Genomic DNA, 19,803 nt, shown 5'->3' with positions numbered 1-19,803 from the left:
TAAAACTATATTAACTTGTCAACCCCCGTAGTAGTCCCGATAAATCGGGGCCACTAAAGAGTCAATGCCGTAATTATGGCTCCGGCAAATTTTTGAACTGCTTCGGAATCTCTGGCAGTAATTATTTTTTCCTCTATCACCACCTCTCCATCTTGGTAATTTACCCAATTTTCCTTAAAAAACTTTAAAGCGCTCTTATCAAAGGTTCCCGTCCAAACCGTAGCCGTTTTATTCCTTAAAACGCCTGATTTAGCTAAAATAACGGGTGAGATACAAATTGCGGCTAATATTTTCTCTTTCAAAACAGTTTCTTTCGCTATATTATAAGAAAGCGGATTATCCAAATGCTTCAACGCTCCCGGCCCTCCCATGAAAACTACGGCATCAAATTCTTCCGGATTTAATTTTTCCAATAATAAATCTACTTCCGCTTCCCCTCCCTCTTTTCCGAAAGCCTTGCCCGGCAAGTCGCTTACGGTAAATATTTTAGCTCCGGCTTTTTCTAAAATTTCTTTTGAAATAAAATACTCCTCATCCCTAAAATCCCTGAAAGAAATAACAATGGCTATTTTTCTGTTTTCTATTTTTTTTTCAATTGCAATCACAACATTCTTTTTTTAAATTTATTTATTTCTTCCTTTAATTCTATCATTTTTAACTCCCGGCCAACCGTTAATCTGTACCATTTATCAAGTTCATTTAATTTTTCTTGAAGCTCTTTAGTCCTTTGCCCGACTTTTTCTTCCAGTTTTTCATTAAGCTCTTTCAACTCGCGGGTTCTGGCGGCCACTTTAACTTCAAGAATGTTTTTTGCTTCCTCAATGGCCATCTTCGCTTTTTCCAGTTCTGATGTTTTTTGTTCCAAATCACGGGTTCTTTCTTTTACTCTTTGCTCTAATTCCGACCTGGCCCGATTTAAACCTTCAAGCAAACCCTCCAATTGTCTTATATCAACAATAATGGCAAATCCTCCGATTATTTTTTTTCCTTCCAATAACGGAATTAAAGTAAGAGCAATGGGTATCTCCTTTTTATTTTTTGTCTGGAAAAAAGTGTTAAAATCTCGGTAAGTCTTGCCTTCTTTTAAAACCTCTCGGATTAAACTCTCGATACGATTTTTTTCCCGGTCGGGAAGCAAAAAAATAATCGGCTTTGATTGAATTTCTTTTAAGCCGTATTCTCCTATTTTAATCAATGTTTCGTTGACATAGTTGATATTTCCATTTGGGTCAAAAATAACCACCGGTTCGATTATTTTATCGAAAATATTTTTATATAAAAACAATGATTCTTCTATCGCTAATTTTTCCATAAAAAAACTTGCTTATTGTCTTTTATTTTATTTATCAGAATCGTCTTTTTCCTCTTTGAGTTTTGATATCTCTTTTTTTAACTCCACCATTTTTAACTCACGGCCGACTGAAAACCTGTACCATTTATCCAGTTCATCCAATTTTTCCTGCAATTCTTTTTTGGCTTTTCTTTCTTTGTCTCTGGCAGTATAAATATCTTGAGCGCTTTTATTTAAATCTTTGGATAAATTAAAAACTTCTTTATAAGAACTGCCTGTGAAATATTCCGCTTTTTCTTTCTGAGAAAGTTCGGTGCTGAAATTTTTAACTTCTTCAAAAACCAAATAAACGGAGGCGAACAATTCCTTGCTTATCATGATCGAAATTAAAAGGCCCAGGGCGATAATGGCCAGCAAATAAAGATTAAAAATCGAAACAAAGCTTACCACGATAACAACCACCAAAAAAAGAAGAATAATAAAATAATTGAACCTGCTTTTAAGGGTCGACAACCATTCTTCTTCGCCCGGATAAATTCCCCTTTCTTTCAGAATTTTTCTGCACTCTCTTAAGAAACCGCTAAAAAATCTTTCCACGAAAAATATCAAAAAAAGAGTCAAAACTATCAAAGAAATCAAGCCGCCGTTTAAAATCGTGAGTATGTCTAAAAATGAAATTTTATATACGTATATTATAACGGCAAAAAAAATAGCGCCGATTAATCCGTAAATAAAGGTTCTTTTTAAAATAATAAACGGTTCTTTTTTTAAAGCGTAAAAAAGGTCTTTTAAATCTTTATCGGAGATTTCAGGATTAATTTTATTGTTTAAAATATGCTTGTTGACTAAAAAAGAATCTCTGTTTTCAAAATTAATTCCGATTAATTTTAATCATCCGCTGAATAAAAAAGTATAAATTTGGATTATTACCACCAATAGAAACCAACTAATGATAAAAACTTTTTCCTTGTCGGTTGTCGTAAAACTGGCTCGGGCCAAAATAAAGAAAAAACCAAAAAGACCGCACAAAAGAAACCAGCCCATAATTACCGGCACGAAATTTCTTAAATAATAATTTTTTTCCTCCATGTTTTAAAAATATTACTTACATTATATCTAGGATACAACGAAGCTGAAATACTTTCAAATCCGAAATTACGCGTGAAAGGCAGGGATAATTTTCAATCTAAAATAAAAAATATTAATAAATTTTTTATCTATTTAACGATTAAGGGCACGAAAGAAAACCCGGGAAACTCAATTTCTTCAAATTTATCACTCTTTGCTCCGCCAGTCGGCGGATTTTTAATCAATAACCAAATCGAAGAATCAATGGGAGTCACAATTCTGCCTCCTATTTTTAACTGGTCTTTCCAGGCAGAAGGAATTTTTTTGTGAACTGAAGCTGAACATAAAATCTTATCAAATCCTTCGGCAAGCTCAGGACAAGAGGTTATGTTGGGATATCCCTTTGAGCCATCGGCGTAAATAAAAGAGGCTCTTCCCGCTTTCACGAAATTATATTTTTCTGCATTTCTCTTGCCAAACTCCGCCAATTCGGGAACCAATTCAATGGCAATCACCTTTCCTTCCTTCCCGACAATTTCCGAAAGCAAGGCGGTTGTCCAACCGGAACCCGAACCTATATCTAAAATTTTATCTCCTTTTTTAGGTTCCAATTTTTCCAACATAAAAGCCACTACCAATGGCTGGGAAATAGTTTGCTCAAAACCAATAGGCAGAGCCTGATTCAGTCCGGCTAAATCTTTAAGGTCTTTTGGCAAAAAATCTATTCTTTTTATTTTTCTGAAAGCTTCAATTATTTCGGGAGTCTTTAGCCACCCCTCTTTTATTAAAGAATCAACTAAATTTGCCATAATTATTCGTAACGAAGAGCTTCAATTGGATTTAATTTAGCGGCTTTACGAGCCGGATAAATTCCAAAAACCAGTCCGGTCATAGCCGAAAAGCCAAAACCCAATGCTATGGCTTTCAAGGAAATAAAAAATTTCCATCCTACGCTTAAAATATTACTAATGGCTATGCCCCCGATAAAAGAAAAAATAATCCCCAAAATAATGCCTATAATTCCTCCTATAATGGTAAGCACGATGGCTTCCAATAAAAACTGTAACAAAATATCTTTTTTCCGAGCTCCTACAGCTTTTCTTAAACCGATTTCTCTTGTTCTTTCAGTCACGGAAACTAACATAATATTCATTATTCCAATGCCCCCCACGACCAATGCAATAGCGCCGACGCTTGAAAGAAATAAAGTAAAGATTCCGGTAATTGAAGTTAAGGTGCTGGCGGCTTCTTCTTGGCTCATTATCCTAAAATCATCCTTACTTAAATCATTCTCGGGATTGTAAATATTATGCCTTTCCCTCAAGAGAAAGCGCACATCTTCTATCGTTTCATCTAATTTTTTTTCGTCCTTTATTCTCATTATAATATTATTTAAATGATCCGTTCCCAACAAAAGCTTCTGAGCGGCGGTAACCGGAACAAATATATATTCATCAATCGAAAGAAACATCTGACTTCCCACTTCTTCCGCCGCCCCTATTACTTTAAAATTTACATTTTTAATTCTTATCGTCGAACCTATCGGATCTTCATCGCCAAATAAATCCTGTTTAATTTTATAACCCAAAATAGCAACAGCGGCCCGGGATTTAATATCCGTTTCCGTCATTTCCCGGCCCAAAACAATTTTATTTTCTAAAACTTTTTGAGCACTTTCATTGGTGCCAAGAAAACTTATTTTTTTATCAATACCCTTATATACAACCCTTCCCATTCCCATAACTATCGGAGATGCCGATTCTACGTTATTCAATTTTGTTATCGCTTCGCAATCGCTGATTTTTAAGGTTTTTATTTCCATCTGCTCCATCATCGCTTCCATCATTGAAGTTTTTTTAGGGTCAAAAGATCCCGGCTCAATAAAAACATTATTGGAACCTAAAGACATCACTTGGCCCACTATCAAGTTTTGAGCTCCGGCTCCCAAAGACATCATTCCCACTACAGCCGCAATTCCGATAATAATTCCAAGCATGGTTAAAAAGGAACGAACTTTGTGCGTTTTTAAGCCGATAACAGCTGTTTTAAAAGAATATAATAGTTTCACCCAGTTAGAAGTTCGTCTTATAAAGCAACAGGTTGTTGATTTTTGACGAACTTTTATTTTTTTTATACCCCGCTAGCAATAAACATAAAAAATTTAACTTAAATTTTTTATGTCTAGGACTTCTAACGGGGTTCATAAAATTTATTTGATCAAACCGTCTTTGGCGAGCCTTCTATAGGCAATTTTTTCATCGCTGACTATTTTTCCGTCTTTCAGCTGAATAAGACGTTTGGCCATTTCCGAGGTGTATTTTTCGTGAGTAACCAAAATTATCGTACGCCCTTCATCATTAATTTTCTGCAAAATATCCATTATTTGCTGGCCGGACTTGCTGTCCAGATTTCCCGTTGGTTCGTCGGCAAAAATAACCGAAGGATGATTTACTATTGCTCGAGCTATCGCCACTCTTTGCTGTTCTCCGCCGGATAATTGATTTGATAAATAAGGAGCCCTCTTGGAAAGGTCGACTGCTTCCAAGGCCTTTATTGCCAGTTTATCCTCCATTTCAGAAGATAGCCCGCTATAAGTCAAAGGAAGTTTAACGTTTTCCAAAACAGAGGTTCTCGCAAGTAAATTAAAACTTTGGAAAACAAAACCCATTTCTTTGTTTCTTATTCTCGCCAGTTCGTCATCATTAAAATCATCCATACTTCTTCCTTTTAATTTATAAGTTCCGGAGCTCGGCTTATCTAAAAAACCCATAATATGCATTAAGGTTGATTTACCGCAACCAGATGGTCCCATAATGGCCACAAACTCTCCTTCTGCAATATCAAAAGAAACCCCATCAAGAGCTTTGGTGGGGACAATGCCATTATAAGTTTTTTTAATATTCCTAACCTCTATCATTATTTCTCTTTTATTGAAGTAATAACCTTATCTCCTTCTTTCAGGCCGGATAAAATTTCAATTACACCGCTGCTTCCCCTTAAACCGGTCTGTATTTCTATTTCTTCAAAATTATCCTTGTTTTTTAAGATTCTTGTAAATTTCTTGCCATTTTTTTCAATAACCGCTCTTTGGGGAATAACCAAGGCGTTTTCTTTCGAGTCAATAATAACGGTAAGATTTGCCGTCATCCCAGGTTTGATTCTTTCATCTTCAGATTCAAGGCTGGCTTTGATTTTATAATAAATTACGCCGGCAATTACGGTTTCGGCAGGGTCAATTTCAATCACCTTCCCTGAAAATTCTTCTTCCGGAAAAGCATCTAAAATAATTTTGATGTAATTTCCAATTTTAATTTTTCCGATATCCGATTCGGAAACATCCGTTTCAACTTGAAATGGTTTTGCCGGGATTAAAGAAATAACCGCCTCGCCCATCAATACTTGCTCACCTATTTCTTTATTTATCTTTGTTATTTTTCCATCCACAGGACTTTTTAAAACAGCTTCTGCGATTTGATTTTCCAAAATATTAAGCCTTGCTCCAGCCTGATTTTTTTTAGCCCGGTATAAATCAATATCTTCTTGCCGGGGACCGGCCAACATCAGAGACATTTCGTCTTGTGCTTTTTTAAAAGCCCCTTCCGTTGAAAGAACCGAAGCTTTAGCGGTATTTATATTGTAATTATTGGTTAATTTTGTTGAAGAAATAGATTGTTCAGCGCTAACAATGCTGGCTAAAACGGTATTAATGTTTGTTTTATGGGTGTCTAAATAAGTTTTATCAGTCGAAGAAACAATGTCCCGGTAATTTCCTTCGCAAAGATTTCGAATCACGCTTAAAGCATCGTAAATATCATCTAAATTGTCTTTTATTTTGGTTAAGGCAATATCAATATTTTGGCTTTTTGGGTCTGCTTTTGCCAAATCCAAATAGTATTTAATCTGGTTTTTTAAATTTTCTATTATTTCTTTTTTCTCTTTAAAATTTATGCTTTCCTGGTCATTATAGGTAAAATACGTTCTTTTGATTAAATCCGCGGAATTGAAAGCGTTGTAAGCTTTCAAATAAGAATCTTCCAAAATAATTAAAGCATCCTCATAAGATGAATTTAAATTTTCTTCGGCTGAATTAGTAATATCGGTCAATGATTGTTTTGCATTTTCATAAGTAATTTTGGCATTATCAACCCCTGTCTGAATAACTTTAATTTTTTCCGGAGTTTCACCGACTAATAACTTGTTTAATTCTGAGTTTGCCAAATCTAAAGCAGCTTTAGCTTCAACGAGCTGAATTGAAAGCTGGGTTGTTTCAATTTTTAATAATTTTTCTCCGGATTTAACATCGTCTCCAACCTTAATATAAATTTTATCAATCTTACCGACATCTTTAAGGCCTAAATTTATCAGCTCTCCTTTCTGAACTCGGCCAACAGCAGATACCTCCTGAACAACGTTTCCAATTTTTGCCGTATCAAAATTATAAACTTCTTTTTTTACACCAAAAAAAAACTTATAACTTCCCAACAAAATTAAAATTAAAACTATAATAATTAAAATAATCGGCTTTTTTTTCATAAACGCGATATTTAAGTTTAAAAACATAGATTTTATTTTAACTTATTGGAGATTAATTTCCGTTAAAAAAGGCATCAAGCCTTTTTTTATTTAAAAAATACCAAAAAAAATTATTTATTTTTTTCTTCTTTTGGATTTTTTTTCCTCTTTTTTATATTCAAAATAAGAGAAAACAATCAAGCCTAAAGAAAATAAAATTATAGGTAAAATAACTAAAAAAATGGCAAAATCAGGAAAAGATATCCCCAAAAGCGTAATCGCTCCGCAAGTTTTATAAAGTTTCCCTCCGGTTTTATGGGTTTTTAACCAAACATTGTCACTGCTCAATGTCCAGGGAGTTCTAATGCCGATAAACCAGTTTCTTTTTAAGTTTTCCGTTAGAATGCCCAGATAATAAAAAAGGCCGGCAAAAGCGGGAATTAATAATTGGATAATATTAAATTTAAATCCGATATTTAAAATAAGAGTAATGTAGTAAATATAATATAAAAATAAAATTAAAACTATAATAAACCCGTAATAATATTTTATAAATTTTTCGATATTTTCCCTTAAGGGGTCTATTCTGGGAATTAAAATGAAAAATAAAAATAATATCAAGGAAATTGCGGGCATCAAAAATAAAGCCCAAGTTTTAGACAGATAACCGTCTATCTCTCCCTTAATGTTCCAATGGGAAGCCATTTTATCGGGAAGTACGGGATAAAAAAAAGCGCTCATCCCGAAAGACACGAATATTATAAATAAAATCGTTATTTTAACTAAAATATTTTTTTTCATCTTTTTTTATTTTACTATTGTTTTAATAAAACCTCCCACAAAAGCCAACCAATTAGGAGCTGTACTTGAAAGGGCAACTGAAAGAAGAAAAATGCCTAAAATAAAACTAATAATTACAAGCGGAATTTCGTAAGGTTTCATAACGTTTTAAAAATAGTCAGCAAAATTAAAATGGTTGCGATAAAAGCGATGATTGTAAGAATAACTTCGTAAGGCCTCATATTTGATATAATTTATTTTACCATAATTTTTTTTGGGTTAAAAATTTGGCAGTGTCTTTAATTGTTTTTTTTCCGAGGTCGGTTAAGGAAAATTTACTTTTAGGGTCCCCTTTAATCAGTTTTTTGTTTCTTAAGGCGCGAAGCGGGCGGTCTAATTTCCTGGAATCGGGCCATTGGGGAAAATTATTAAAGCTAAAAGCTTTGGGAAACAGCGTAAAACATTCTTTTACCAATCTTTCAATTGTGCAATTTTCTTGAGAGTTATTCACCGAGTAAACACAAAACAAAATCAATTCATTTATTCCCAGTTTTTTATAAACTTCTTCGTCAAAGGCGCTTTTACTTTTTTCCTTATTTAAAGCTTGGGGCATAAAAGTATATTAATTAATATTACCATTATTTTTGAATAAAAAAAAGAAATGAGATAAAAATCATTTCTTAATTTTAATTAATAATAAATGTTTACTCCTATCGTTTCCCATGTCGCCGAAATCATGCCTGTGCTAAAAGATAAAGCAAAACAACCAAAAAGTGCTTCATAAATCACTTCTCCTGCTCCTAAAAGAAATGCCCCTACCGAAAGTATTCCTAATATCGCTGAAATTCCTAGCAGTTTTATCCCTAGCTTTTGATGTTCGGTCAATTTTTCATTAACAAATTTCATTTCTATTACCTCTCTGCAATTATTTACCTTTGAAATTGCTGATTACATAATAACTCATATTAAGACAGATGTCAAGTAAATAAAAAGATGGGCAAATATAAATTACCTGCCCATTTTTAGAAAGATCAGAAAATCAGCTTTAAAAGAATGATCCCAAAAATAACCAATAAGGCGCTGTCGATTCTGTCGAGTAAACCACCGTGGCCCGGTAAAACACTTCCCGAATCTTTTATTTCCATTTTTCTTTTATAAAACGATTCGAATAAATCGCCTAGAAAAGCAAGCACGGCGATAAAAGTTCCTGTAATTATTATCTGCCAAAAATCCAATAAAAGAAGTAATTTCCCCGATATGCCAACGGCTATTAAGCAAGCGATAAAGCCTCCTACTGCTCCTTCCCAAGTTTTCTTGGGAGAAATAGTCGGAACCATTTTATGAATTTTTATTTGTTTTTTAATAAATTTTTTCAGGAATAAAAAATTCATAAAAAATCGCACAGTTTTTCCTATCAGATAAGAGAACGAATCAAAAAAAGCGACGCCAATAATTGCAACTATAAGCCACAAAAACCCGTTCTCGCTGAATATCAAATAGGAATACATGCCTAGGGCGATAAATATATATATCGCGAAAAAAATTGACAGCAAGGATAACTTTTCTTGATTTCTGCCTTTTTCTATTTTCCCAATTTCTTTAACGCATTGCCAAGCTAAAAAAATTAAAGCAAAACTCGTTAAAAAAGGAAAATATTTTGAAAAAAAAGACGGAATAATAATCAAAAAAAGAAATCCTATTGGGATTAATAAAACAGCGAAAGTGATCAATCTTTTTCTAAAATTATTTTCTGTATCGTTCTGATTTAAAGTTTTATCATTTATATTTGACAATGTACTAACCTCCTTTTAATATTTTAACATCTAAATATAAAAAGTCAAGCAAATCACGAATAATAAAAAATCCCACTGAAATAGTTCCAGTGGGTTATATTTTGGTTATTTTTTTCCGATTAACTCTTTCCAATGACTTTTCGGAGGATAAGGGACAGAACCAAGCTTGCATAAAGGACATTCTAAAGGATCTATTGCCCAAACTTCTTTTTCAAACAAAGCCACGATTTCAATTTTCTGACCATTGATTTCGTATTCCACGGGGAGTTTTGGCGGACGATGAATAATAGTTCCGATTATTGGCAGAAGATTGATTTTTTCTAGGTTTCCTTCTAGGATAGCCCGACGAACTTCTTTGAAAGTATGACTCGTTGTAATTAATTCTTCAATCTGTAGAACATTAGAACCCTCTGGGATGGTTTCACTTTTCCAAACCATTTTCTTGGGATCAAGAGGATCTTTCTCGGTAAAACCGTGAAAAGCTTCAAACCCCTTAGCTACTTCGTAAGAAAAAGTTATTGCCGACATCGGAGAGCCTATAACCCAATCAATGTTTTCTATTCCTTTTTGCTTTAATTGCAGAACCAGTTCTCTGGCTAAATTAAAATTGGCGAATGGATCTTTTAGAACTCTACGACAATTAAAGTAAGCGTTACTGCATTTTCCTGTGGTCAATTCGGCGTGAGGATTTTTAGAATTACCGTCGTGCAACCAGATAGCATCATATTTTTTAAAAGGTTCTAAAATTTTATCTTCACTATTGGTGACTGGTGTCATCAAAAATTCCTCCCTAGAAATTCCTGCTGGTCAAGGCTTGATCAATTTCAGCTACAATGGCTTGAGCTGCTTCAATTCTCGTTTTTCCGTATGTTTCAGCATCAATAATGGCGCTGCCTACTACAATTTTAGTTGATCCGCTGATTATTGCTTGGTAAGGAGTAGTAATTCTAGATTTATTTTGATCATCCCTTTTTATTGCCCAGTTTGGTGTTATCGCTGGTGTAATAATGTGCATTCCTGATTTTAATTTTCTTGCTAAAACGGGCGATTCCATAGCAGAGGCCACAACTCCATCCACTCCTCCTTTTTCAGCTAATTTGGCATATACCATAACTTTATTCATAAGATTTCCGGGTATTTTCAGTTCGTTACTAAGAACTTCAGGGCCAATGCTGGTTAAAACGCTGATTGCAAAAATTTCAATGTCTCGAAACTGTTTTATTTCTTTCGTTATTTTTGCTATTTCTGTTGCGTACTGAATCATTTTTAATCCACCGTCAGCGTGAATTGTTATTTTATCTACGTTGTTCAGAATTGCACCCATTGTCCATCCTTCAACAGTTCCTGGAATGTCTTTGTATTTTCCGTCCAGCCAAACACCAATTTTCCTTTGCTGAATGATATCAATAATATCAGGAACCATGCTGGAAACATAGTTTACCTTCACAAAACCAACTTCTCCTTCCAGCTCGTCCAGAATAGAAACTACTTTTTCTCTTATTTTTTCTTTAACCTTATTTGTCGGCTCCGTTCTCATCCATTTTTTTATTTCTTCTCTATTGGGGTCTAAAGCTAAAATCAGCCTATCTTTCGCGTTCATTTTTCCACTCATTTTTTCACCTTCCTTTTCTTTCCATGTTTTTTTTATTTAAAAGTACTAACTCCAATTAAAAAAAGAGTTTTCCTCCTTTTTTAATTATCTCTAAAAAACATTATTTGTCAATAAAAAAACGAGAAAATTTTCATAAATTTATTTTCTCGTAAAGCATTCTTGCAAAATCCACTGCTTCGTCTTCAATAAGATAACAACACGTCCACAAACCCTCTGCGTCTTTATACTTTTTATCAATTATGCCCCAATGATATAATCTGTCTTCTGCTTTAGATATTTCGTTTCTAAAAATCTTTCCCCTGAAACAATAAACCAACCTTGAAAACCAAATTGGTTTTTTCTTGATTTCTGTGTATTCGTAAATTTTTGCCAGGATTCTAAATTCAACGCAATAATCTTCTGCTTTTAGCTTTTGGGATTTATCAGTATTTTCATCTTTTAAAGGACTCATTTCAACCCTCCTCCATCTTTTTATTCTAAATTAATAATTTAGTCAATAAAATTTATTCTTTAGTTTCAGAAACAAGACGATTGGAAATGCCCATTAAAGTAAAAATACCGGCCGTGCCAACTACCTGTCCTAATTTATAAAAAGCCTGTTCCCCGCAAGAACAAAGGCCGAAAATCGGAGTTTCTTTATTATTTAAAACTTTTTTAATTCCTTCTATCTCTTGGAAATATTTCTTGCCTAAAACAGAACCCCGGCCAGCGCAAGAAGAAAATAAAACAAATTCAAAATTTTCAGACTGAGCGTCTTCAATCATCATTTTAGTAGCTTGGCTTGGCGCTTCTTCGGCAGACTTACCTGCTGTTTTTATCAAATTTAAAGCTAATCCATTTCTAATAGGGACAACTGTTTTTATCTTCTCTCCATCCCGGCCGGCTATAACTACGGGCCAATAAAAGTCCCCTAAAGGCTCGGGAAGAGCCATATAAATTCCTTTGAAAGCTAAAATCCAAGGATTGTTTAAAAAAGTTTCTTTTTTAATATCAGTATATTTTCCGACTATCTCTGCCAAAAAAGACACGGCCGGTTTTCCATTTAATTCTTCAATTACATACCCTTCCCCTTTGGTAATAACCACGGATACTCCCAAAGGATTAGCTCCGGCAGCGGTTCCGTATCCGATTTCTAAATCAGAACCGAAAACAATAGATGTCACGGCGTTTTGATAAACTTCGTGGTTAAAAAAAACACTTCCAGGAGATATTAAAACATGATTTGGATCAACCACAAATTCGGAGCACAATCCTCCGCCAGCCAACCTGACATTTCTCTTGGTTATTGAAGTTATTCCGGAAAGAATTTGATTATCAAAGAGAGTATTGGCTTTACCCTTCGGAAAAAACCCGGGAGTCAGCAAAAATCCATTTATTGGCCGAAATTTGGTAAGGTCCCGAGCGCCTTTTTTTAACATTGCCAGATAAGCAACCGAGGGATTATATTGCAAATTATCTAAGGCCTGAGTAATTGAATCTTTACCGGCTTTTTCAGGGTTTTTATCTACATCCAAACCTATTCCTGTTCCTATGCTTAAATAATCTGAAGACAAAGCCACCACACCAACTCCGTTAAATTTAAACGGTTTAAAAACTTTGCCCAATCCTTGTATCATAGAACCGACAATCCTGCCAACCATTTTTACGTCGAAATAATATTTATCCTTGGCAAAAAAACCTATAACACTGCCTCCGACTAAAGGGACCTCTTTATCGCCGAAAACGCCATACACGGTTTCTATTGCTTTTTTATATTCTTTTATAGGATAGGTAAAAATACAAAAAAACATTAAAAGCTTTGGGATTTTTCCTTCTCCCAATTCTTTTTTTGCTTGTTCGGCTGCTTCTTTGGCAGCTTCTATTAAATTATCTTTTTGGGAAACGCCGATTCCCGTATAGACAAATGACATAAAATTTTTGTAAATTATTTTTATTTATTATAGCATAATAACAAAAAACCCGAAAAAATTTCGGATATTTTTGTTGGCGGGCTTGCCTCGCCGTAGCTGAGACGAAGCTCGCCTACGCTAAAGCTTCGGCGAAGCGAAGGCGGGGGCACTCTGATTCGAACAGAGATCAATGGTTTTGGAGACCATTATTCTACCGTTGAACTATGCCCCCATCGTTTTTCTTTATTAAATTTATAAAATATAGGTTAAAAAGTCAAACAATAATTTAAAATAAAAAAGAGGATGTTTAAAAAATATCCCCTCTAATTTTTACAAATTTCTTTTATTTTTTCAGCTAAAAGTTCGTCTATAGGCAGAATCTCCAATGGCAAATGGCGTTTGACTTTTTTTGAAATGGGAACAGTATCAGTAACTATGATTTTTTTTAGTATTTTAATCTTTTGAAAATTCTTGAGTGCTTTTCCTAAGAAAAGGCCATGAGTAACTGCAATAGTTAAACTTCTCGCTTTCAGTTTTGTAAGTTTATCGGCTAAAGTTTTAATGGTGCCTCCAGTAGAAATCTCGTCATCTAAAACAATGACATCTTTGCCAGCGACTTCACCGTGTATCTTCTCTATTTCAACCTTAGTATCGCTTATTCTTTTTTTCTCAACCCAACCAAACGGTATTTTTAGTTCTTTTGCCAAATGGGAAGTCTTTTTACAAGCTCCTTTATCGGGAGCTAATATGATAGTACTTTCAGGGTTAAGGTTCTTTTTTTCCAGAGCTTTAACAATTAAAGGCAAAGCGGAAAGATGATGAACTTCTGTTTCTGGGGAGAAAAACTTCTCGAACCTCTTTGAATGAAAATCAATTCCGATGAATTTATTCATTCCGTTTTTCTCCAAAGCCCTTATTAACCACTTTCCAGCGATAATCATTTTATTACGACACTTCTTGTGCTTCTTGTCGGAACGAGAATAGGAAACATAAGGCATTATTACGATTATTTTTTTAGCACCACATTCTGAAACAGTTTCAGTCATCAGTAAAAGCTGCAATAGATGTTTAGATAAATTTTTGGGTGAAGATGTCTGAATCAAGAAGACGATTTTGTTGCGAACATATTTCTCTAAAATTACTTCAGAACATCCATTACCATATTCCTCAATTTTCAAAGGGCTTAACGGAACCTCTAATTGCCGACAAATTCTTTTTGCTAATTTCCGATGAGACTTTCCTGAAAAAATCTTTATTCCTTTCAATATTTCAACCTCCTCTATCTTTTTACTCTAAATCACTAATTTGTCAAACCAAAAAACCGCCTAAATGGCGATTCTTTATGCAATATGTCGTGCAAAATATAGATTGCAAATTATACGTTCATCGCTTATAGGGCGATTTTTTATTTGAAATTAAGCGAAAATAGAGGTAGGGTGGAAATGGCTTATTAAAAAAGGAGGCAAGAAAATGAAATTGTATTTATTCGAGAAAGAAAACGCAGATGGAGAAAGAGACGGAGTAAGACATCTTGATAAAACTATTGCACTTTCCCGGGAAAACCATAGCGAGGAAACTGAGATTGGTTCTGTTAAACTGACCGAGGCCGAAATCCAAGAGTTATCAAGTCTTCCGCGGGACCAAATTAGGAGCAGACTGTTTGCCAAGTTTGGTATTACAGACCTCAAGAGTCATCCGGGATATCCAAAAGGACCATACTACTGGGTTGACGAAAAAGTATATAATAAGATAAATGGATGAGATGTACTGATTTACCTTGAATCGGATGCAATTTGCCGGACGGAATCCGTCCGGCTTTTTTATTTAAAACCTGTTAAATTCGCCTTGTACGACTATTTAATTAGGTTAAATTTAGACAAAAATAGAGGAGTCTCAAAATCTACGTTATAAGAAAAACCGCCATATTAAACAGCGGTTAGTTCTTTTAGATTTATTATCTCTTCCCATTCAAAAAGATAGTAGGTGCCTAACGCTTGCTTTCTTTATGAGGCGTATGTTTTTTGCACCAATTGCAAAATTTTTTCAATTCCAGTTTTTTCTCGCGCGAAGCCTTGGATTTATTAACATGATAATTAACTCTTTTGCAGGTTTGGCACTGAAGTTTTACAAACGGTCTTTTCTTTTTTGCCATATTTTTTTTGTTATTAATTTCGAGAGCCGATGGCCAGACTTGAACTGGCGACCTACTCCTTACCATGGAGTTGCTCTACCACTGAGCTACATCGGCAATTTAATTAGGTTTTTATTAAATAATTACTAATTTGCCGTTTAAGAAATTTTCTTCCTGAACCTGATTTTAAAAATTTTTCTCTTTTCTTGGCATCAATTATATTTATATATGCTTCATAATAAATTAATCTCCATGGTTTTTTATTCTTTGTTGCTATGTTTTCTCCTTTATTGTGACTTAGAAATCTTTCTCTTAAATCTTTTGTATAACCAATGTACCAACTTTTATCGATATTACTCTCCAAAAGATAAGTATAAAACATATGTTCTACATGGTGGCGCGTAAAATGAAATTTATATAAAATTTCATCACGCGCCTACCACGTGGAAAATTTTTTTTAAAATTTTCTTTACGTGGTGGGTAGGGAGGGACTTGCACCCCCGAAGCCCGAAGGCGCCAGTTTTACAGACTGGTGCATTAGCTACTCTGCAACCTACCCCTTTATTACCTTTGATACACAAAAATTATACTATATTAAAATCTATTTTTCAATCCTTCGGCTTCGCTCAGGATAAATCCTTCGATCCTTCGGCGGAATTTATATTGAGTTTATCGAACCACTTAGGACGAAACAATCTTTCCGTTTTGCTTTCGCCATTCCTGAATTTTTTTGTGATTTCCCGATAACAACAATTTAGGAACTTTCCATTTATTAAAAATTTCGGGACGGGTATATTGAGGATATTCAATAAATCCCCTGCCTCCCCTGCCAGCTTTTGAAGGAATTCTTTCTTTTAATAATTGGGGGTTCCCCAAAACCCCGGGAATCAGTCTGGAGATTGTTTCAATCAAAATTTCCGCCGGCAACTCCCCTCCCATTAAAACGTATTCCCCGATTGAAAGTTCGATATCGGCAATATTTTTTGCCACTCTTTCGTCCACTCCCTCGTAACGGCCGCAAATTAAAATTATTTTTTTAAGCTTTGAAAATTGGTAAGCTAACTCTTGATCAAATTTTTTACCCCGAGGAGTAAAAAGAATAACCTTTGTTCGCCCACTGGCGGATTTAATCTTATTAACTGCTTTAAAAATCGGCTCCACTTTCATCACCATGCCGATTCCTCCGCCAAAAGGCCGGTCATCAACCGTTTTTCTGGAATCAGGGGCAAAATCTCTTAAATTATGAACTTTAACCTTAATTAAACCGGATTTAACGGCCCTTTGAATAAGAGATTCTTTTAAATAAGAATCAAAAATATGAGGGAAAATGGTAATAATATCAAACTGAATCATATGGTAAAAAACTACGGTTAAACGAAAACCGTGCTTTCATTAAAATGATAGCACGGTTTTCTGTTTTCTGTAAACTTTGAATTTACAAATTTAAATCCCCCAAATCTCTTTCAGATCCTCTCCTTGGACCTGAGTCAGACCTGGCAGGCCTGGTAGAGCCTTCCGGCTCTTCGATCTTTAAATTCACTCTGGCGTGATTTTTAAGACCGACAATTCGAACTAAATTTCGAATTGCTCTGGCTGTTTCTCCTTGACGACCGATAATCTGTCCCATGTCTTCGAGGTTTACTGTCAAAGAAAGTAAAACTCCCATTTCGTCTACTTTTCGGTCGATTTTGACATCGTCAGGATGGTCAACCAAGTTTTTTATAATAAACTCAAGAAAGTCCTTATCTTTGGTATCTTTTGTCATGTTTTCCTTGATTTAACAATCTTTTAATCTTTGTTAGTAGCTCCGACCTTTGCTTCCGATTTTATCCTTTAAAAATTCTGAAAATCGGTCATTTGAAACTACTATTACTTTATCTGTTTATTCAGTATGTGTATTGCCTATTTTACTCTCTTGAAATCTTTTGTCAAACTTTTATTTCAAAAGGTCCTTTAAAATTTCTGCGGCTTTTTGGGGATTAACCTTGCCCTTTGTCTCCTTCATAAACTGGCCAATTAAAAACTGAAGGGCCGTTTCTTTGCCTTTTTTGAAATCTTCAATGGCTTTTTGGTTCTCAGAAATTATTTTTTTGGCCTTTGTTTCAATTTCAGAACGGTCATCGATCTGAGACAAGCCCTTTTCTCTGATTAATTGAGAAGGGTCCCCGCCCGTTTTAAACATTTCCGGCAACAACATTTTTCCGATTTTTGAAGAAATTTTTCCTTCATAAATCAAAGTGATGAACTCGCCAAAATTTTCCGGAGTTATGGGAAATTTTTCTTTTTCAAAGGCTTTTCCTTTAATTAAAAATTGTAGGTCGGTTAAAAGATAATTCGTGCAAAGCTTAATCAGCTTTGTTTCTTCTTTTTTGGAAATTTTTCTTTTCATTTCAACCGAAGAAACCCAATCTTTCAACTCCGAATAAACTTTTTCAAAATATTCGCCCAAATCCTTGTTTTGCACAAAAATTTCAATTTCCCTTTCCGATAAATTATACTCTTTATTAAATCTTTCCCTTCTTTGATTGGGAAGCTCGGGAAGTTGTCTTTTTATTCTTGAAATATAATTTTTGGTTCCTGTTTTAAAGACGGGCAAATCCGGTTCCGGAAAATATCTGTAATCATGGGCTTCCTCTTTTGTCCTCTGGCTCTGGGTTTCGCCCTTTTCTTCCAGCCAGCCCCTGGTTTCCTGAACAATTTGCTCCCCCGATTCTAAAAGTTCCGTCTGTCTTTTTATTTCATAATCAATTCCCCTTTCTACGGACCTGAAAGAATTAATATTTTTTATTTCCACTTTTGTACCCAGTTTATTGTTTTTCCCGACTGAAATGTTCGCCTCCACCCTCATTTGTCCTTTTTCCATATCAGCCTTTGAAATGTCCAAGTATCTTAAAATAAGCTGAAGTTCTTGGGCAAATTCCCTGGCCTCTTTGGCTGAATTAATATCGGGCTCGGTAACCAGCTCCATTAAGGGAATCCCCGCCCTGTTAAAATCAGCCAAGCTGGAATCTTCGTCCACGGGATGAACCAGCCGGCCCGTGTCTTCTTCCAAATGAATTTCCCTGATTCTTATTTTTTTATTATTTATTTTTAAAAATCCTTGTTTGCAAAAAGGAATGTAAAACTGGCTGATTTGATAACCTTTGGGCAGGTCGGGATAAAAATAACTTTTTCGGTCAAATTTCGAGTCTTCTGAAATTTCACAATTTAAAGAAATTCCAGTTTTTATAACCCTTTCAATCGCCTCTTCGTTGGCAACCGGTAAAACTCCGGGGTGCCCCATACAAACCGGACAAACGTTAAAATTCGGACTTTTTTGGTCCGGGTCATTCAAGCAAGAACAAAACATTTTGGTTTTAGTCCCCAATTCAACGTGAATCTCCAATCCAATTACCGGCTTTAATTTCGCCATATAAATTATTTTTGGTTAAACGTTTCTTTTATTATCTGAACGCCGTAGCTCGTGCCGATTAAATCAGCGCCGGCTTCCACCATTTTTTTCAAATCCTCTAAGTTGGAAACACGGCCGGAAGCTTTAATCAATAATCCCGGGGCTGACTTTTTCATAATTGCCACATGCTTGGCCTTTTCTTCCATTTCCCGGCTTTCAAGCGGGTCTTTTGATGTGGCTGTTTTCACGCAAATGGCACCGGCTTCCTTGACCAATGTTGAAGCTTTCTCAATTTCCCCGTCTGTCAAAAACCCCGAACCGATTATCACTTTAGTAGGCAGAATCTTACAAATCGTTTTCAGGTCTTTTAAAACTTTGCCATATCTTTCATATTTTAAATCAATAATATTCATTACCACGTCTGTCTCGTCGGCTCCGTCTTTTTTAGCTTTTTTACAAGCTCTAACTCGCTGCAAGGTTGTGCTTTGCCCCATTGGCGGGTCAATTAAGATTATAACCTTGGTATTGCTTCCCTTTAATTCTTTTTTTGCCAATTTTGTCCATTTGGGATTAATGCAAACTCCTCTGAATCCGTATTCTTTAGCTTCTTGGCAGGTTTTCTTTATATCTTCAATGGTTGCTTTTAAATCAATGTTGGTTTGGTCGATAATTTTGGCTATTTGATTGATATTTTTCATATTTTTAGGTTATTTTCTATTATTTTTTTTGAATCTTCAAAAACCTCTTGAATTGATTTTTCTCCGTCAATTAAAAAAACATTATTGAATCTTGGAACTAATTTTTCAAAAATCGCCCAAATTCTATGCATTTTTTCTTTAACTTCAAAAAGGGTTTTTTCGGTTCCTCTTTTGGTAATTCTTCCCAGGCAAGTTTCGGGCTTCACTTTTAATAAAAAAGTAACGTCCGGCATTAAAAATTCTTTGTTTAACTGAATAAGCCATTCTAAGTCCAACCCGTCGGCAGTGCCGAAAGCAAAAGTAGAGAAAAAATAACGGTCAGAAATAACCATTTCCCCTCTTTCCAGGGCCGGTAAAATTTCTTTCTCTAAATGCTCTTTTCTGTCTTTGACAAATAATTTTTGGAGATTCTCGGCGGAAGTTTCTTTCTTTTTTTCCAAAACATCTTTTATTTCTTGGGCAACGCTTAAATTTTTAGTCGGTTCTTTGGTCGAAAAAACTTTAAATCCTTTTTTTTCCAAATATTCTTTCATAAGACTGACTTGAGTTGATTGGCCGGAACCATCTAATCCCTCAAAAACGATAAATTTTCCAGGATAATTATTGTTTTGCATATATTTCATATTATCATAATTTTT

The 19,803-nt window shown here is 34.8% G+C and carries 26 protein-coding genes, 3 tRNA genes and 1 other annotated feature (1 of these 30 only partly in view); of the genes, 1 reads left to right on the top strand and 28 read right to left on the bottom strand.

Translation table 11 applies throughout. The features are described from left to right. Position 1 (bottom strand) — a sequence feature (ribosomal protein L10 leader region) (it extends 124 nt beyond the left edge of the window). A gap of 52 nt (positions 2-53) precedes the next feature. The 19 genes from NTU58_01320 to prs form a co-directional block, all read right to left on the bottom strand. After that, positions 54-605 (bottom strand): DJ-1/PfpI family protein, encoded by a 552-nt coding sequence (locus NTU58_01320; protein ID MCX6764326.1) that lies wholly within the window; start codon positions 603-605, stop codon positions 54-56. Beyond that, positions 602-1,312: a PAS domain S-box protein gene (locus NTU58_01315; GenBank protein ID MCX6764325.1), complete on the bottom strand. Its 711-nt coding sequence runs from the start codon at positions 1,310-1,312 to the stop codon at positions 602-604. Before NTU58_01315 ends, NTU58_01320 begins: the two co-directional genes overlap by 4 nt. 27 nt (positions 1,313-1,339) lie before the next feature. Then, a complete protein-coding gene (locus tag NTU58_01310; protein ID MCX6764324.1) occupies positions 1,340-1,930 on the bottom strand; it encodes a hypothetical protein in 591 nt (196 codons plus the stop codon). Positions 1,931-2,182: 252 nt separating this feature from the next. Continuing rightward, positions 2,183-2,380: a hypothetical protein gene (locus NTU58_01305; GenBank protein ID MCX6764323.1), complete on the bottom strand. Its 198-nt coding sequence runs from the start codon at positions 2,378-2,380 to the stop codon at positions 2,183-2,185. A gap of 128 nt (positions 2,381-2,508) precedes the next feature. Beyond that, complete coding sequence (locus NTU58_01300) at positions 2,509-3,168, bottom strand: protein-L-isoaspartate O-methyltransferase (GenBank protein MCX6764322.1); 660 nt, start codon at positions 3,166-3,168, stop codon at positions 2,509-2,511. 2 nt (positions 3,169-3,170) lie between these two features. Further along, a complete protein-coding gene (locus NTU58_01295) occupies positions 3,171-4,355 on the bottom strand; it encodes an ABC transporter permease (GenBank protein ID MCX6764321.1) in 1,185 nt (394 codons plus the stop codon). A 213-nt stretch (positions 4,356-4,568) separates the two neighbouring features. After that, entirely contained in the window at positions 4,569-5,276 is a 708-nt protein-coding gene (locus tag NTU58_01290) for an ABC transporter ATP-binding protein (protein ID MCX6764320.1), read from the bottom strand. Continuing rightward, complete coding sequence (locus NTU58_01285; GenBank protein MCX6764319.1) at positions 5,276-6,892, bottom strand: efflux RND transporter periplasmic adaptor subunit; 1,617 nt, start codon at positions 6,890-6,892, stop codon at positions 5,276-5,278. The genes NTU58_01290 and NTU58_01285 overlap by 1 nt, the downstream gene beginning before the upstream one ends. A 114-nt stretch (positions 6,893-7,006) precedes the next feature. After that, positions 7,007-7,672, bottom strand: coding sequence for a DUF1648 domain-containing protein (locus NTU58_01280; GenBank protein ID MCX6764318.1), 666 nt, complete (start codon positions 7,670-7,672; stop codon positions 7,007-7,009). 6 nt (positions 7,673-7,678) lie between these two features. Then, the gene (locus NTU58_01275; protein ID MCX6764317.1) at positions 7,679-7,813 is read right to left on the bottom strand and encodes a hypothetical protein; all 135 of its coding nucleotides are present in this window, start codon (positions 7,811-7,813) and stop codon (positions 7,679-7,681) included. A 97-nt stretch (positions 7,814-7,910) separates the two neighbouring features. Then, a complete protein-coding gene (locus NTU58_01270) occupies positions 7,911-8,264 on the bottom strand; it encodes a hypothetical protein (GenBank protein MCX6764316.1) in 354 nt (117 codons plus the stop codon). Positions 8,265-8,341: 77 nt separating this feature from the next. Then, positions 8,342-8,557, bottom strand: coding sequence for a hypothetical protein (locus NTU58_01265; GenBank protein MCX6764315.1), 216 nt, complete (start codon positions 8,555-8,557; stop codon positions 8,342-8,344). A 125-nt stretch (positions 8,558-8,682) separates the two neighbouring features. Further along, positions 8,683-9,444, bottom strand: coding sequence for a phosphatidate cytidylyltransferase (locus NTU58_01260; protein ID MCX6764314.1), 762 nt, complete (start codon positions 9,442-9,444; stop codon positions 8,683-8,685). A gap of 105 nt (positions 9,445-9,549) precedes the next feature. Then, positions 9,550-10,221 (bottom strand): hypothetical protein, encoded by a 672-nt coding sequence (locus NTU58_01255; GenBank protein ID MCX6764313.1) that lies wholly within the window; start codon positions 10,219-10,221, stop codon positions 9,550-9,552. Between the two features lie 13 nt (positions 10,222-10,234). Continuing rightward, positions 10,235-11,056, bottom strand: a complete 822-nt coding sequence (locus NTU58_01250; GenBank protein ID MCX6764312.1) for an orotidine 5'-phosphate decarboxylase — start codon at positions 11,054-11,056, stop codon at positions 10,235-10,237. Positions 11,057-11,186: 130 nt separating this feature from the next. Next, positions 11,187-11,507 carry a hypothetical protein gene (locus NTU58_01245; GenBank protein MCX6764311.1) on the bottom strand — a complete coding sequence of 107 codons (321 nt, stop codon included), beginning with the start codon at positions 11,505-11,507 and terminating at the stop codon, positions 11,187-11,189. Positions 11,508-11,559: 52 nt separating this feature from the next. Next, positions 11,560-12,966: an FIST C-terminal domain-containing protein gene (locus NTU58_01240; GenBank protein ID MCX6764310.1), complete on the bottom strand. Its 1,407-nt coding sequence runs from the start codon at positions 12,964-12,966 to the stop codon at positions 11,560-11,562. Positions 12,967-13,106: 140 nt separating this feature from the next. After that, a tRNA-Trp gene (locus tag NTU58_01235) sits at positions 13,107-13,177 on the bottom strand. Positions 13,178-13,268: 91 nt separating this feature from the next. Continuing rightward, positions 13,269-14,210 (bottom strand): ribose-phosphate diphosphokinase, encoded by a 942-nt coding sequence (gene prs / locus NTU58_01230; GenBank protein MCX6764309.1) that lies wholly within the window; start codon positions 14,208-14,210, stop codon positions 13,269-13,271. A 205-nt stretch (positions 14,211-14,415) separates the two neighbouring features. Here prs and NTU58_01225 point away from each other — a divergent pair, with 205 nt between their 5' ends. Next, positions 14,416-14,706, top strand: coding sequence for a hypothetical protein (locus tag NTU58_01225; protein MCX6764308.1), 291 nt, complete (start codon positions 14,416-14,418; stop codon positions 14,704-14,706). 226 nt (positions 14,707-14,932) lie between these two features. On the opposite strand, the gene rpmG is transcribed toward NTU58_01225, so the two are convergent. The 9 genes from rpmG to tmk form a co-directional block, all read right to left on the bottom strand. After that, positions 14,933-15,097 carry a 50S ribosomal protein L33 gene (rpmG, locus tag NTU58_01220; GenBank protein ID MCX6764307.1) on the bottom strand — a complete coding sequence of 55 codons (165 nt, stop codon included), beginning with the start codon at positions 15,095-15,097 and terminating at the stop codon, positions 14,933-14,935. Between the two features lie 24 nt (positions 15,098-15,121). Then, positions 15,122-15,193, bottom strand: a tRNA-Thr gene (locus tag NTU58_01215). 7 nt (positions 15,194-15,200) lie between these two features. Then, positions 15,201-15,458: a GIY-YIG nuclease family protein gene (locus tag NTU58_01210; protein MCX6764306.1), complete on the bottom strand. Its 258-nt coding sequence runs from the start codon at positions 15,456-15,458 to the stop codon at positions 15,201-15,203. 92 nt (positions 15,459-15,550) lie between these two features. Further along, positions 15,551-15,635 (bottom strand) — tRNA-Tyr (locus tag NTU58_01205). Positions 15,636-15,757: 122 nt separating this feature from the next. Continuing rightward, complete coding sequence (gene trmD / locus NTU58_01200) at positions 15,758-16,429, bottom strand: tRNA (guanosine(37)-N1)-methyltransferase TrmD (protein MCX6764305.1); 672 nt, start codon at positions 16,427-16,429, stop codon at positions 15,758-15,760. A gap of 82 nt (positions 16,430-16,511) precedes the next feature. Continuing rightward, the gene (locus tag NTU58_01195; protein ID MCX6764304.1) at positions 16,512-16,841 is read right to left on the bottom strand and encodes a KH domain-containing protein; all 330 of its coding nucleotides are present in this window, start codon (positions 16,839-16,841) and stop codon (positions 16,512-16,514) included. Positions 16,842-17,012: 171 nt separating this feature from the next. Further along, positions 17,013-18,488, bottom strand: a complete 1,476-nt coding sequence (gatB, locus tag NTU58_01190; GenBank protein ID MCX6764303.1) for an Asp-tRNA(Asn)/Glu-tRNA(Gln) amidotransferase subunit GatB — start codon at positions 18,486-18,488, stop codon at positions 17,013-17,015. A gap of 5 nt (positions 18,489-18,493) precedes the next feature. Continuing rightward, the gene (gene deoC / locus NTU58_01185) at positions 18,494-19,165 is read right to left on the bottom strand and encodes a deoxyribose-phosphate aldolase (protein MCX6764302.1); all 672 of its coding nucleotides are present in this window, start codon (positions 19,163-19,165) and stop codon (positions 18,494-18,496) included. Beyond that, positions 19,162-19,779, bottom strand: coding sequence for a dTMP kinase (gene tmk / locus NTU58_01180; GenBank protein MCX6764301.1), 618 nt, complete (start codon positions 19,777-19,779; stop codon positions 19,162-19,164). The genes deoC and tmk overlap by 4 nt, the downstream gene beginning before the upstream one ends. Positions 19,780-19,803: the final 24 nt, after the last annotated feature.

The sequence above is a fragment of the Candidatus Nealsonbacteria bacterium genome (assembly GCA_026396195.1).
Lineage (GTDB): Bacteria > Patescibacteriota > Minisyncoccia > Minisyncoccales > JAGGXC01 > JAPLXH01.
This window is presented reverse-complemented; position numbering and strand designations above follow the sequence as displayed.

Bases quoted from the DNA above. Each gene is read 5' to 3' on its own strand.
- NTU58_01315 (MCX6764325.1), bottom strand. From the start codon at position 1,312: ATGGAAAAATTAGCGATAGAAGAATCATTGTTTTTATATAAAAATATT.
- NTU58_01305 (MCX6764323.1), bottom strand. From the start codon at position 2,380: ATGGAGGAAAAAAATTATTATTTAAGAAATTTCGTGCCGGTAATTATG.
- NTU58_01300 (MCX6764322.1), bottom strand. From the start codon at position 3,168: ATGGCAAATTTAGTTGATTCTTTAATAAAAGAGGGGTGGCTAAAGACT.
- NTU58_01295 (MCX6764321.1), bottom strand. From the start codon at position 4,355: ATGCTTGGAATTATTATCGGAATTGCGGCTGTAGTGGGAATGATGTCT.
- NTU58_01290 (MCX6764320.1), bottom strand. From the start codon at position 5,276: ATGATAGAGGTTAGGAATATTAAAAAAACTTATAATGGCATTGTCCCC.
- NTU58_01285 (MCX6764319.1), bottom strand. From the start codon at position 6,892: ATGAAAAAAAAGCCGATTATTTTAATTATTATAGTTTTAATTTTAATT.
- NTU58_01280 (MCX6764318.1), bottom strand. From the start codon at position 7,672: ATGAAAAAAAATATTTTAGTTAAAATAACGATTTTATTTATAATATTC.
- NTU58_01275 (MCX6764317.1), bottom strand. From the start codon at position 7,813: ATGAAACCTTACGAAATTCCGCTTGTAATTATTAGTTTTATTTTAGGC.
- NTU58_01270 (MCX6764316.1), bottom strand. From the start codon at position 8,264: ATGCCCCAAGCTTTAAATAAGGAAAAAAGTAAAAGCGCCTTTGACGAA.
- NTU58_01265 (MCX6764315.1), bottom strand. From the start codon at position 8,557: ATGAAATTTGTTAATGAAAAATTGACCGAACATCAAAAGCTAGGGATA.
- NTU58_01255 (MCX6764313.1), bottom strand. From the start codon at position 10,221: ATGACACCAGTCACCAATAGTGAAGATAAAATTTTAGAACCTTTTAAA.
- NTU58_01250 (MCX6764312.1), bottom strand. From the start codon at position 11,056: ATGAGTGGAAAAATGAACGCGAAAGATAGGCTGATTTTAGCTTTAGAC.
- NTU58_01245 (MCX6764311.1), bottom strand. From the start codon at position 11,507: ATGAGTCCTTTAAAAGATGAAAATACTGATAAATCCCAAAAGCTAAAA.
- NTU58_01240 (MCX6764310.1), bottom strand. From the start codon at position 12,966: ATGTCATTTGTCTATACGGGAATCGGCGTTTCCCAAAAAGATAATTTA.
- NTU58_01225 (MCX6764308.1), top strand. From the start codon at position 14,416: ATGAAATTGTATTTATTCGAGAAAGAAAACGCAGATGGAGAAAGAGAC.
- rpmG (MCX6764307.1), bottom strand. From the start codon at position 15,097: ATGGCAAAAAAGAAAAGACCGTTTGTAAAACTTCAGTGCCAAACCTGC.
- NTU58_01210 (MCX6764306.1), bottom strand. From the start codon at position 15,458: ATGTTTTATACTTATCTTTTGGAGAGTAATATCGATAAAAGTTGGTAC.
- trmD (MCX6764305.1), bottom strand. From the start codon at position 16,429: ATGATTCAGTTTGATATTATTACCATTTTCCCTCATATTTTTGATTCT.
- NTU58_01195 (MCX6764304.1), bottom strand. From the start codon at position 16,841: ATGACAAAAGATACCAAAGATAAGGACTTTCTTGAGTTTATTATAAAA.
- gatB (MCX6764303.1), bottom strand. From the start codon at position 18,488: ATGGCGAAATTAAAGCCGGTAATTGGATTGGAGATTCACGTTGAATTG.
- deoC (MCX6764302.1), bottom strand. From the start codon at position 19,165: ATGAAAAATATCAATCAAATAGCCAAAATTATCGACCAAACCAACATT.
- tmk (MCX6764301.1), bottom strand. From the start codon at position 19,779: ATGCAAAACAATAATTATCCTGGAAAATTTATCGTTTTTGAGGGATTA.